The sequence below is a fragment of the Flintibacter sp. genome (assembly GCF_046973065.1).
Genome location: NZ_JBKVXZ010000035.1, coordinates 21,616 through 34,571, shown reverse-complemented (window position 1 = coordinate 34,571; position 12,956 = coordinate 21,616). Strand labels below are relative to the sequence as shown.

Here is a 12,956-nt window from a genome sequence, read left to right as displayed (position 1 = left end):
CCTTTCTATGGATATATGGGAACACCGCCTCCGGACGGAGACGGTGTTCCGATGTAGGGGGGACTGGGATTACAGGACGATAACGCCCAAAAGGAGACCGGAGATGAGGCAGCAGATGCTCACGCCCCAGATCCAGAAGAAGCTGTTTTTGATGTGGTCCTTGATCTCCACACCGGCCAGGCCAACGCCCAGGAAGGTGGCAGGCACCACGGGGCTGATGAAGGTGGCGCAGTTGCGGCAGACCACCATGGCGATGGCAGTATGAGCGGGATCCACACCGAAGGCATCGCCCACGCTGATGAGCACGGGCAGCAGGCCGTAGAAGTAGGAGTCGGTGCAGAACAGCAGGGTGAGGGGCACGGACAGCACGCCGATGATGATGGGCAGGAAGCGGCCCATGGAAGTGGGGATGAAAGAGGCCAGCACATTGGCCATGTGGTTCATGATGCCGCTCTGCTCCAGCACGCCCAGGAACACGCCGGCGGCCAGAATGGTGGAGGCCATCATCAGACCGGTGGAAGAGTGGGACTTGATGATCTTATTCTGCATCTTGGCGCCGGGGTAGTTGACAAACAGAGCGATGACGCAGCCGATCATAAAGGTGCAGTAGGAGGGGATCTTGACAAACACCAGGGCCAGAATGACCACCAGGGTCAGGATCAGGTTGACCCAGAAGAACTGGGGACGGGCCAGCTCGTTTTTCTGCTCCTGGCTGACGCCGGTATCGTCGCTGTCGCCGTAGTCAATAACCAGAGTGCTGTTGACACCGGCGCCCCGGCGCTTTTCAATGTTGCCCCAGACAAAAGCGGTCACAAGAGCGATGACGATACCAACCGCCTGCATGGGCATCAGCTGGATCCACAGGTCATTGGCCTCAATGCCCAGCACGGAGGCGGAGCGCATGGTGGGGCCGCCCCAGGGCAGCAGGTTCATAACGCCCATGGCGGTCACGCAGATGAGCAGCAGAGTGGTGGGGCGCATCTTCAGGCGCTTGTACACGGGAAGCATGGCGGGGATGGTGATCAGGAAGGTGGAGGCTCCGCCGCCGTCCAGGTGGCCGATCATGGCGATGATGCAGGTCATCACGGCCACGCCTACCACATTGGTGCCTACCTTCTTCATCAGGGCATTGATGATCCGGTCAAACAGGCCCACATCATTCATGATGCCGAAAAACAGCACCGAGAAGATGAACAGGGCAGCCGTGGAGTGGACGTCAGCGACGCCTGCGGCAATAAAGTCACCCATCTCTTTGATGGTAAAGGTTCCGGTAAGTACCAGAATCGCGGTAGTCACGGTGGATACGCCTACAAAGGCCAGAGCCGGTACGGTGACATTCCGCAGCAGCAGGACGATGATGGCGATGACGGTAGCAAAGCCCAACAGCGCCAGCATGGTTTCATTCATTGTAACTTCCTCCTCATTTTTCTTTCTTCTCCCGCTTGGTTTTGGTGATTTTTATTATAGGGAGGAAAGCTTACACCATCCACGCATTCCGCTTACAGTCCTGTAAGGCTGGCCTTACAGTTTGTTAAGAAAGGGTCAAAAAATGGGCTGGGGAGGTCCCCAGCCCAGAAAAACATCTTTTAAAGTGTGGTTGCGCCGGCTGCCTGCTCCCCCAGGAGCCGGTGTGCCTCCTCCAGAATGGCCTGCGCCGACACCGGCTTTTCCAGCCAGCCTTGGATCAGCCCCCGGTTTTTGGCCTCCAGCACCTCCCGGGTGGGACGCTCCACCAGCAGGAGCTTCATCAGCCGGGGGTACTTGCCCTGGAAGGACAGACAGAAGTCCAGAGCCCGCTCCTCCTCCAGGCCGCCGTCCGCCGCCAGCACGTCTACCGCGCCCCGCTCCAGCACAGCGGCGGCCTCATCCCAGTCCCGGGCGGTTTCCACCGGAACGTCCATGGCCCGAAAACTGTCGGAGAGCATTTGGAGCACCTTGGCGCTGCTCCCTACCAGCAGGATGGTGGGCTGCTCCCCGTCCAGAGCGGGGGAGGGGATGCTCTCCGCCTGGGCCACCGGCAGCAGGATGTGGAAGACGCTGCCCTGGCCCACCTGGCTCTCAGCGGTGATACTGCCCTTGTGGGAGCGGATGATCTGGTCAGCCAGAGACAGGCCCAGTCCGGTGCCCTGTCCCGCCTTTTTTGTGGTAAAGAAGGGGTCGAAGATTTGGGCGAGGGTGGCGCTGCTCATGCCGCAGCCGTCGTCCCGGATATCCAGGCACAGATACCGCTCCCACAGCCGGGAGGGGGGTGTCAGGCCCCGCTCCTCCAGTTCCTCCTTGCCCAAGGCCCGTCCGGTGATGGCGATATGTCCCTCTTTTTGTCCAATGGCATGGACAGCGTTGACCGCCATATTGAGCATCACCCGGCCAAAGGCCTCTCCGGCGTCCGGGCGCTTGTAGACGGTCTCCACATTCTTTCGGCTCAGGGCGGACAGCTGCTGGATGATCTCCTTACAGTGTCCGGCGGCCTGGGCGATCTCCTGGGCGCTGTCGTAAAGCTCGGAGTCCTCGGGCAGGTCCAGCAGCATCAGCTCCGCGTGGCCCAAAATAGGGGTGAGCAGGTTGTTGAACTCATGGGCGATACCTCCGGTCATGGTGCCCATGATTTGAAGGCGCTGCTGGTGAGCAATGGCCTGTTCGCTGCGGTGCAGCTCCTCCAGGGCCTGATTGATCTCCCGCAGGTCGGAAATCTCCGCTTGGCTGCGCTGCCGGTCCAGCATCAGCTTGCCCAAATAGAGGACCATGGCGGTGACGCACACCGTCAAAGCCAGAAACACCAGGGCCAGGCGGATAAAGCCCTGGGCCACCGGGGCGTACATGTCGCTGTAATCCATCACCGCGCTGACCACCAGAAAGTCGTCCCCCACATGCACCGGCGACCAGGCGGCCACCTTGCGCACCATGGGCAGGTCGGGGTCCATCCACCAGTAGGACTCGTACTCCATGACCCCCTCGCCCCCCTGGTTCTGGGCCTCCACCAGCTGGTTGAGGCTGGTGAGGTCCACACCGGGGTAGAGCTCCTCCCGGCCGGAGATGACATTGATACCCAGCTGGCTCTCCTCCGGGTGCATGAGGATCACGCCGTCGGAGTTTTTCACCAGCACATAGCCGTTGGTGCCCACATGGAGCTGGGCGATCTGCTTTTCATAGTAGTTCCCCAGGTCTATCAGCAGGCACAGCCGACCGCCCTGGGACAGCTGGCCTCCCAGCATCAGGCACAACGTTTTATCCTCCATCTGCACCTGGGCCACCTGCTGGCCCTCCTGGGTGGTAGAACCAAACACCTGGGCTACCTGGCTGTCCCGGATGCGGAAGGTGATCTGGCCATCCTTCCCCAGCACTACCACATCATATACCGCTCCCTCATGGCTGTCGGCATAGGTCTTTAGCTGCTCTCTGGCTCCCGCGGCCAGGTCGGGGTCATCCAGCTTCTCCGCCGCAAGGGAAAGGCTCTCCAAATCCGCCTGGGCCTCCTGGATATACTGCTCCAGGTTTTCACTGATGGCCTGGGTGATAAGCAGCATCTGCTCCTTCTGCTTGTCGATGATGCTGTTTTTGTATTGCAGCCAGGTGGCCACGCCCAGATACAGCAGTCCGGCCAGAAACAGCACCAGTACCACCGCGGTACCCAGCATCACCGGCCGCATCTCCGGACGGCTGCGCTTCTTCTCTCTCATAGCGGCTTCCTTTCTCCAGGGAATTGACTTGTTTCCCCCCTGATATTATAATAATTCCAGAAAAAATCACAGGGCGTTTGTGCAGTTTGCTCAGGTGCCTGGAAGGGGGACAGGACATGGCGGATCAGGTGCTCATTGTGGACGACGACCCGGCCATCTGCAAACTGCTGGAAAAGGTGATGCGCAGCAACGACATGGATTCCCAGGCGGTGGGCAGCGGAGAACAGGCTCTCCAGGCCCTGGAGACACGCACCTTTGACATCATTCTGCTGGACGTAAATCTGTGGGACATGGAGGGCTTTGAGGTGCTGCGCCGGCTGCGGGAGCGGGGGATCAAGACCCCGGTCATCATCATCAGCGGCCGCAACGAGGACTACGACTCCCTCTACGGACTGTCCCTGGGAGCAGACGACTATGTCACAAAGCCCTTCCGCCCGGTGGTGCTGGGAGCCAAGGTGAAGGCTCTGCTGCGGCGCAGCCGGGAATTTTCCTCTGCCGCTTCCCAGCAGCTGCGCTGCGGCCCCTTCCGCTATGACGGCGCCACTATGCGCTTTTTCAAGGGGGAGGAGGTATTGGACCTGTCCTCCCGGGAGGGCGCCCTGCTGCTTTTGTTCCTCCAGCACCCCAACCAGGTATTCACTAAGGACATGCTCTACGAGCGGGTGTGGGGCACGGCGGTGGCGGTGGATGACAACGCCATCATGGTCTACATCAACCGCCTGCGGGGCAAGATCGAACCCGACCGCCAGCATCCCGTCCACATCCGCACGGTGCGGGGGCTGGGCTACCGCTTTGTGCCCTGACATCTGCCCATCACAACATAGAGATTATACCATATGCGGGGCTTCAAAGCCCCGCATTTTTTAAAAAGGAAACTGGAACATTCCGGTTTCCTTTCTTTTTGCGCAAAATTGCAGATTGAAAAAACCAACCGGATTCTTTTGCGTCTAACCAAATAGTAGGGTACAAAGGGATCGATTCTCATGGAAAGGAGTCATGGCAATGAAATTATATAAAAAACTTCTTTTGGCCGCCGCGCTTGTGGTGGTGGTCGGCGGGTGCTATGCTGCCTATCGGGTGCACCAGGTCCAAGCCAGCTACTATGCAATGGCGGGAGAGGTCACAGTCATGGATAAGTTTGAATCCGGAACAGAAAACTATATCGTCATTGAGGAGGCCACACAGCAGCAATTTACGCTGTCCTGCAGCCAAGAGGACTACGACCGGGTTCATGTTGGGGATCAAATAAACTGCGAGCGACACCAGAGCATCGTGACCCATCAAGGCGAGGTCCACAGCATCCAATCCCACGCTGACCCCTGAATTGCAATTTAAGCGCTGGAAAATTTTAGTTCCTTGGGTGTACAAAATCCGGCACATATTGCGCCCTGCCCGGCATATACTGGTCTGTATGCCGGCAAGCGCCGGACAACGTTACCCAAGGAGGCGAACAAAAATGGAAGAAACCGCCATGTATAATACTCATCCCTATCCTCAGATCCCCGTCCCCGCGCCCAAGGATCTGGATGACCTGATTTTCCAGGGCGAGGTGTGGCTCATCAGCGATCGCTGAGGGCGGTCTCCTATACGGAGACCGCCTTTTCCTCAAACAAGCCGCAAAGCGCCTTGTTTGAATCAGGATTGCACGCAAGTTCGGCCTCAATTTCTCATGGAAAAGTCGGCCAAACTTGCGCGAGAAGTGTTTTTTCCGAGGCGCCGGTCCCCGGAAAAAACCAATTTCAATTTATTCCGCCGCCACCGGGCGTCGGAACTCCTTGCAGGAGGGCCTTTTCCATTCTCTCCATTATGAAAATCCCCAATTTTTCCTGCGGGGGTTTACTTTTCTTCCCGCGTCAGATATAATATTTTAGCTGAATTTTCATGTTTCCCCACCGGGAAGTTTATTTTTGTTAAAGAGAGTGAGGACCCTATGCTTCAATTCGACGAGTACAAAGTCAAGCTGAACAATCTGGCCCCCACCTTGGAGAAGCTGGGCCAGGCCCTGGACCTGGAGAGCGCCGAGCGGGAGCTGGATATGCTCCAGGCCGAGTCGGCCGCCGACGGATTCTGGAACAACCTGGAGAAGGCCCAGAAGGTGCAACAGCGCATCAAGACCCTCCAGACCAAGGTGGACAAGCACCATAAGCGCAAGCAGCACTGGGACGACCTGATGGCCCTGTGCGAGATGGGCAACGAGTTTGAGGACGAGTCTCTGGTCCCCGAGCTAGAAGAGGGCTACGCCGCCCTGGAAGAGGAGATGGAGGAGGCCCGGCTGCAGACCCTGCTCACCGGCGAGTACGACAGCTCCAACGTCATCCTGACCATCCACCCCGGCGCCGGCGGCACCGAGGCCCAGGACTGGGCCCAGATGCTCTACCGTATGTACACCCGCTGGACCGAGCGCCACGGCTTTACCTACCAGATCATGGACTATCAGGACGGCGACGAGGCGGGCATCAAGTCGGCCACCATTATGATCGAGGGCGAGAACGCCTACGGCTACCTGCGGGGTGAGCACGGCGTGCACCGTCTGGTTCGCGTGTCTCCCTTTGACGCCAACGCCCGCCGCCAGACCTCCTTCGCTTCCGTGGAGGTCATGCCCGACCTGCCCGAGGACGTGGAGGTGGAGATCCGCCCTGAGGACATCGAGATGCAGGTCTACCGCGCCAGCGGCGCCGGCGGCCAGCACGTTAACAAGACCTCCTCCGCCGTACGTCTGATCCATAAGCCCACCGGCATCGTGGTCGCCTCCCAGCAGGAGCGCTCCCAGTTCCAGAACAAGGACAACTGTATGAAGATGCTGCGTGCCAAGCTGGTGGAACTGCAGATGCAGGAGAAGGCGGAGAAGATCTCCGACCTGAAGGGCGTGCAGCTGAAGATCGAGTGGGGCAGCCAGATCCGCTCCTATGTCTTCATGCCCTATCAGCTGGTGAAGGACAACCGCACCGCCTACGAGACCAGCAACATCGGCGCCGTGATGGACGGTGAGCTGGACGGCTTCATCAACGCCTATCTCACCGCCGAGGCCACCGGAAACTGGGCGGAAAAATAACGATTTTTGAAAAAATGCCTGGAACAGCCCCGCTGTTTCAGGCTTTTTTGTATTTCCGCCCCCTTGTGTGAAGGTGCGGAATATGGTAAAATAACTTGTTTATATGCAGGTTTTCCCCCATTCCTTCCATCGGAGGTTTTGATATGTCACAATACGAGTCTGAAATCAAGCGCAGAAGAACCTTTGCTATCATTTCTCACCCTGACGCCGGTAAGACCACCCTCACCGAGAAGTTCCTCCTCTACGGCGGAGCCATCGCCCAGGCCGGCCAGGTCAAGGGCAAGAAGAACACCCGCGCCGCCACCTCCGACTGGATGGAGATCGAGAAGCAGCGCGGTATTTCCGTCACCTCTTCCGTGATGCAGTTCCAGTACGAGGGCTTCTGCATCAACATTCTGGACACCCCCGGCCACCAGGACTTCTCCGAGGACACCTACCGCACCCTCATGGCCGCGGACAGCGCGGTGATGGTCATTGATGCGGCCAAGGGCGTGGAGGCCCAGACCCGCAAGCTGTTCAAGGTGTGCGCCATGCGGGACATCCCCATCTTCACCTTTATCAACAAGATGGATCGGGAGGCGCGGGACTCCTTCGAGCTGCTGGAGGAGCTGGAGAAGGAGCTGGGCATCGAGACCTACCCGGTGAACTGGCCCATCGGCTGCGGCAAGGACTTCCAGGGCGTATATGACCGGGGCAGCCGCAAGATTATCCACTTCACCTCCAACGGCGGAGCCAAGGCGGCCACCGCCACCGAGGTGGAGCTGGGCGATCCCAACCTGGACGGACTGATCGGCGAGCGGCTCCACCAGCAGCTCACCGACGAGATCGAGCTGCTGGACGGCGCGGCCGCCGCGTTTGATCTGGACCGGGTGCGCCACGGCAAGCTCTCCCCGGTGTTTTTCGGCTCCGCCCTCACCAACTTCGGCGTGGAGCCCTTTCTGGAGCACTTCCTCCAGATGACCACCGCCCCCCTGCCCCGGCGGGCGGGCGAGCTGGTGGTGGACTCCCTGGACGACGACTTCTCCGCCTTCGTGTTCAAGATCCAGGCCAACATGAACAAGGCCCACCGGGACCGCATCGCCTTTATGCGCATCGTCTCCGGCCGCTTCGACGCGGATAAGGAGGTGTACCACGTCCAGGGCGGCAAGAAGCTCCGCCTGTCCCGGCCCCAGCAGCTCATGGCGGCCGAGCGGGAGATCATCGAGGAGGCCTACGCCGGCGACATCATCGGCGTGTTTGACCCGGGCATCTTCTCCATCGGCGATACCCTGTGCTCCCCCAGCAAGAAGTTCAAGTTCGACCCCATCCCCACCTTTGCTCCCGAGCACTTCCAGCGCATCCGCTCCATCGACACCATGAAGCGCAAGCAGTTCCTCAAGGGCGTGGAGCAGATCGCCCAGGAGGGCGCTATCCAGATCTTCAAGACCCCCTACACCGGCATGGAGGAGGTCATTGTGGGCGTGGTGGGCACCCTGCAGTTTGACGTGCTGGAGTACCGCCTGCGCAGCGAGTACAACGTGGAGCTGTACAAGGAGGGCCTGCCCTACGAGTACCTGCGTTGGATCGTGAAGGAGGACGAGGACGCCCAGCCCCTCAAGGAGGAGGACCTGCTGCTGCCCAACGACGCCAAGCTGGTGGAGGACTACAAGGGCAACCAGCTGCTGCTGTTCGCCTCCCAGTGGTCCATCCAGTGGGTGCAGGACCGGAACAAGAACCTGAAGCTGGCCGAGTTCGGCGGCGCGAGGTTTTAAGCCATGGCGCCCAAGTTGATCCTCGCCGACCTGGACGGCACCCTGCTCGACGAGAAAAAGCATCTCACCCCCCGCAGCCGCGCCGCCCTGGAGCGCTCCGCTGCGTCCGGCGCCCAGGTGGTCATCGCCACCGGCCGGTTTTTCGGGGGCGTGCCCGACTTTTTGAAGGAGCTGCCCTTCCTGCGCTACTTTATTTTGATGAACGGGGCCAAGGTGTATGACCGGGAAACCGACACGGTCCTCTACCGGGCCGAAATCCCCCTGGACACCGCCCAGGCGGTCTACCGCCTGCTGGAGGGTCTGGGCTGCACCGTGGACTGCTACCAGAACGACAAGGGCATCATGCCCCGAAAGTTCCTGGACCACCTGGAGCACTATATCCCCGACCCGGTGGTGCGCATGATCATCGGTCCCAACCGCCTGCCGGTGGACGATCTGCCCGCCGCCATGGCCCAGGGCGGCGACACGGTGCAGAAGATGCAGTCCTTTTTCCCCGACCTGGCGCTGCGGCCCCAGGCCATGAAGCTCCTCTCGGAGCAGTTCCCCCAGCTCATCCAGTCCATCTCCCTGCCCACCAATCTGGAGCTCAACGCACCCGGAGCCACCAAGGGGGACGCGCTGGAGGCCCTGTGCCGCCATCTGGGACTGGACCTGCTGGAGGCCGCGGCCTTTGGCGACGGTACCAACGACCTGACTATGATCCAGAAGGCCGGAGTGGGCGTGGCCATGGCCAACGCCGCTCCGGATGTGCTCCAGTGCGCTGACCTCGTCGCCCCCTCCAACCGGGAGAACGGCGTGGCCCAGATCCTGGAGCAGTGGTTCCCTCAATAACGATACGCCAGACTCGCCCCTTGCGGGGCTATGGAGGCAAGCTATGAGAACTCGATTTTTAGGCGGGGTACACCCCACCTCCCATAAGGAAAGCACCCGGCGCAAGCCCATCGTGCCCCTGGAGGAGCCGCCCAAAGAGGTGGTCATCCCTCTGGTGATGTGCGCGGAGGGCGGCGCGGAGCCGGTGGTGAAAAAAGGCGACCTGGTCACTGTGGGCCAGGTCATCGCCAAGCCCACCGGCGACGGGGTATACGTCCACGCCAGCGTGTCCGGGCGGGTGAAGGCCATTGAGCCCCGTCCCCACCCCTGGGGAGGCAAGTGGGACGCGGTAGTCATTGAAAATGACTTCAAGAACACCCCCTATCCCGACCTGCCCCTGCCCATGGACTGGGAGCGGATGAACCGGGAGGAGGCTCTCCAGCGCATCTGCCAGGCGGGCATCACCAGCCTGGGCGGCGGCGCCAGCCCCACCCACCTGCGCATCCGCCAGGCGGTGGGCAAGACGGAGGTCCTCATTGTCAACGCCGCCGAGTGCGAACCCTACCTCACCGCCGACCACCGCCTGCTGCTGGAGAAGGGCGACCAGATCCTCCAGGCTGTGCAGATGCTCAGCCGCCTGGTGCGGGCCGAGAAGGCCATCCTGGTGGTGGCGGGAGACAAGCTCAACGCCGTGGAATTTCTGGAGCGCCGCCTGCGCCGGAAAAAGCGGGAGGTGGAACTGGTCACCATCCAAACCCGCTACCCCTTAGGGATGGAAAAGCAGCTCATCCGCGCCGTCACCGGCCGGGAGGTGTCTCCGGGACAGTCCGCCCTGGATGTGGGCTGCGCGGTCTTTAACGTAGCCACCGTGTACGCCATCCGCCACGCCCTGCTCACCGGCGAGCCTCTGACCCACCGGGCGGTGACCGTCAGCGGCGGCGCGGTGGCCCGGCCCCGAAACCTGTGGGTACCCATCGGTACCCCGCTGCGCTGCCTGCTCCAGGCGGCGGGCGGCCTGCGGGAGGAGGCGGCCATCACCCTTACCGGCGGCCCCATGAATGGCATGATCCAGGAAAACCTGGATGCCCCGGTGGTGAAGAATACCAACGCCCTGCTGTGCCTCACGGCCCAGGAACACAACGTCAACCAGCCGGAGATGGTGTGCGTCAAGTGCGGCCACTGCGTCTCCGCCTGTCCCATGGACTTAAACCCCGTTCTGGTCTACCGGGCCATGCGCCTGGGGGAGAAGGAGCTGCTGGACAACCTGCACCTGGAGGACTGTATGGACTGCGGGTGCTGCTCCTACATCTGCCCCTCCCACATTCCCCTGATGGACCTGATGCGCCAGGCCAAGAAAGAAGGTGCATCCCATGACTGATTCCAGACCTGTCATCCGCCGCCAGCCTCCCCAGATCGCTCAGGTGTCCAGCATCTCCAGCACCATGCTGGACGTGATCGTGGCCCTGCTGCCCGCCCTGGGCATGGCGGTATACCTGTTCGGCATCCGGGTACTGGCTCTGACGGCGGTGAGCGTCATCACCTGCGTGGTATCTGAGTACGTCTACCGCCGTCTGCGGAAGCTCCCCGACACTACCCAGGACCTGTCCGCCTGCGTCACCGGACTGCTGCTGGCCATGACTCTGCCTGTCACCGCTCCCTACTGGGCGCCGGTGCTGGGCGGCGTGTTTGCCATTGTAGTGGTCAAGCAGCTCTACGGCGGCCTGGGCCGCAACTTCATGAACCCCGCCCTGGCCGGGCGGATGCTGCTGACCACCTTCCCCGGTATCATGACCAACTGGGTGGACGCCTTCCAGCACCCCGGCCTGCTGTCCACCGCCGACGCGGTGACCTCCGCCACCCCCATGTCCTACCTCCACAACGGCCAGCTGCCCCCCCAGAGCGTGGGTCAGCTGCTGATGGGCCAGCACGGAGGCGCCATGGGCAGCGTGGCGGTGATGATGCTGATTCTGGGCGGCCTTTACTTAGTGGCCCGCCGGGTCATCCAGCCCCGGGCGCCTCTGGCCTTCCTTGCCACCGTGGCTCTGCTCACCTTCCTGTTTCCCCAGGGAGACGGCGGCCGTGTGGCCTGGATGCTGGCCCAGCTCTTCAGCGGCGGGCTGATGCTGGGCGCCATCTTTATGGCCTCTGACTACTCCACCACCCCCGTCCCCCCCCGCGGCCAGGTCCTGTTTGGCGTGGGGTGCGGCCTTCTCACCGTGCTGCTGCGCTACTTTGGCTCCTATCCTGACGGAGTGGGCTGGGCCATCCTCACCATGAACTGCTGCGTATGGCTGCTGGACCGCACCGGCATGCCCCGGCGCTTTGGCGTGGGCCGGTTTGCCGCCACCCGGGAACAGATCACCCAGGTGCGTGCCAGCCTGGCCGAGATCAAATTTGTCAAGCCCCAGCTGCGGCTGCTCTCCCGGGCGGGAGAGGGCACCATGCCCGGCGAAGGGTACCTGGACGAGCTGCGCCTGAAGGTGCGCCAGTGGGGCGTGCTGGCTGTGGCCGTGGCCCTGATGGCCGGCATGGTCTTTGGGGTACACCAGCTCACCGACTTTGCCACCGTGCGCACCGAGACCAAGCTCCAGCAGGAGCTGCTGTCCCAGGTGATGCCCCAGGCCACCACCCGCACGGAAACTCCCTTCCGCGCCTCCGGCGCCCTGAGCATCACCGCCGGCTACAACAATGACGGCCTGGTGGGCTACTGCGTGGAGGTCCAGGCCCACGGCTTCGGCGGTCTGATGACCGCGGTGGTGGGCGTGAACACCAACGGCGAGGTCACCGGCGTGGCCATCACCAGCCACAACGAGACCCTCAGCACCGGTACTCAGGCCCTGGAGAGCGACTATCTGGATCAGTACAAGGGCAAGTCGGGCACCATCCGCTCCTCGGGCAGCAACGCCGTAGATACCATCTCCGGCGCCACCGCCACCTGCAACGCGGTCACCGACTGCGTCAACCAGGCCCTGTCCATTGTGGCCAATCTGGATACGGAGGGTGTGGAATATGTGGACGGCGAAGTGTAAGTCCTTATTCCCCCGGAAATGGAAGGAGGCAGTCCTATGACCGCTGTATACCTGGCAGGGGTGGCTCTGGCCGCCCTGCTGTCGGAAAACTTTATTCTGGTCAACTGTCTGGGCATTGGAACCCGCACCCAGGCCTTTGACCACCCCCTGGAGGCGGGCCGCACCGGCGCGGCCCTGACGGCGGTGATGACCCTCACCGCCCTGGTCACCTGGGTGGCCGACCAGCTGCTGTACCACTTTGCTCTGGACTACTACCAGACCCTGGTGTTTGCTCTGGTAGGCCCGCTGGTGGTGTGGGCTCTGCGCAGCTTCCTGCACTCCTGCGTGCCCGAGCTGTCCCGCCGCCTGGATGAGAGCCTGTCCTCCATCACCTCCAACTGCGCCGCCATGGGCGCGGCCCTCATTATCTCCCAGCGGGGGTACAACCTGGGCGCCGCTCTGCTCTTCGCCCTGTTTGGCGGTCTGGGCGCCACCATCGCCCTGATCAGCTTTGCCGGACTGCGTCTGGACCTGAACGTAGACGGCTGTCCCAAGAGCTTCCGGGGCGCACCGCTGGAGCTCATCACCGCGGGGCTTATGGCCCTGTCTCTGGTTGGATTCTACGGCCTGCATCTGGCGTAAACAACATAAAAAGGCC

The 12,956-nt window shown here is 61.6% G+C and carries 10 protein-coding genes; 8 read left to right on the top strand and 2 right to left on the bottom strand.

Going from position 1 to position 12,956, the window contains the following annotated elements; all coding sequences use genetic code 11:
* Positions 1–69: 69 nt before the first annotated feature.
* Together ACLTXB_RS12500 and ACLTXB_RS12495 are read right to left on the bottom strand one after the other, a co-directional pair.
* Positions 70–1,407 (bottom strand): CitMHS family transporter, encoded by a 1,338-nt coding sequence (locus ACLTXB_RS12500; protein ID WP_428227241.1) that lies wholly within the window; start codon positions 1,405–1,407, stop codon positions 70–72.
* A gap of 179 nt (positions 1,408–1,586) precedes the next feature.
* A complete protein-coding gene (locus ACLTXB_RS12495) occupies positions 1,587–3,677 on the bottom strand; it encodes an ATP-binding protein (protein ID WP_428227240.1) in 2,091 nt (696 codons plus the stop codon).
* A 116-nt stretch (positions 3,678–3,793) separates the two neighbouring features.
* On the opposite strand from ACLTXB_RS12495, the gene ACLTXB_RS12490 reads away from it, so the two are divergent.
* The 8 genes from ACLTXB_RS12490 (at position 3,794) to ACLTXB_RS12455 (ending at position 12,940) form a co-directional block, all read left to right on the top strand.
* Positions 3,794–4,480 carry a response regulator transcription factor gene (locus ACLTXB_RS12490; protein ID WP_428227239.1) on the top strand — a complete coding sequence of 229 codons (687 nt, stop codon included), beginning with the start codon at positions 3,794–3,796 and terminating at the stop codon, positions 4,478–4,480.
* 199 nt (positions 4,481–4,679) lie between these two features.
* Positions 4,680–5,000, top strand: coding sequence for a hypothetical protein (locus tag ACLTXB_RS12485; protein WP_428227238.1), 321 nt, complete (start codon positions 4,680–4,682; stop codon positions 4,998–5,000).
* Positions 5,001–5,607: 607 nt separating this feature from the next.
* On the top strand, positions 5,608–6,729 hold the full coding sequence (gene prfB / locus ACLTXB_RS12480) for a peptide chain release factor 2 (RefSeq protein WP_008982426.1): 1,122 nt from the start codon (positions 5,608–5,610) through the stop codon (positions 6,727–6,729).
* Positions 6,730–6,872: 143 nt separating this feature from the next.
* Positions 6,873–8,480: a peptide chain release factor 3 gene (locus ACLTXB_RS12475; protein ID WP_428227237.1), complete on the top strand. Its 1,608-nt coding sequence runs from the start codon at positions 6,873–6,875 to the stop codon at positions 8,478–8,480.
* A 3-nt stretch (positions 8,481–8,483) separates the two neighbouring features.
* Positions 8,484–9,311 (top strand): Cof-type HAD-IIB family hydrolase, encoded by an 828-nt coding sequence (locus tag ACLTXB_RS12470; protein WP_428227236.1) that lies wholly within the window; start codon positions 8,484–8,486, stop codon positions 9,309–9,311.
* 43 nt (positions 9,312–9,354) lie between these two features.
* Positions 9,355–10,668: an electron transport complex subunit RsxC gene (gene rsxC, locus ACLTXB_RS12465; RefSeq protein ID WP_298734235.1), complete on the top strand. Its 1,314-nt coding sequence runs from the start codon at positions 9,355–9,357 to the stop codon at positions 10,666–10,668.
* Positions 10,661–12,319: an RnfABCDGE type electron transport complex subunit D gene (locus tag ACLTXB_RS12460; protein WP_298734232.1), complete on the top strand. Its 1,659-nt coding sequence runs from the start codon at positions 10,661–10,663 to the stop codon at positions 12,317–12,319. The genes rsxC and ACLTXB_RS12460 overlap by 8 nt, the downstream gene beginning before the upstream one ends.
* A 36-nt stretch (positions 12,320–12,355) precedes the next feature.
* Positions 12,356–12,940 (top strand): Rnf-Nqr domain containing protein, encoded by a 585-nt coding sequence (locus tag ACLTXB_RS12455; RefSeq protein WP_008982420.1) that lies wholly within the window; start codon positions 12,356–12,358, stop codon positions 12,938–12,940.
* Positions 12,941–12,956 lie beyond the last annotated feature (16 nt).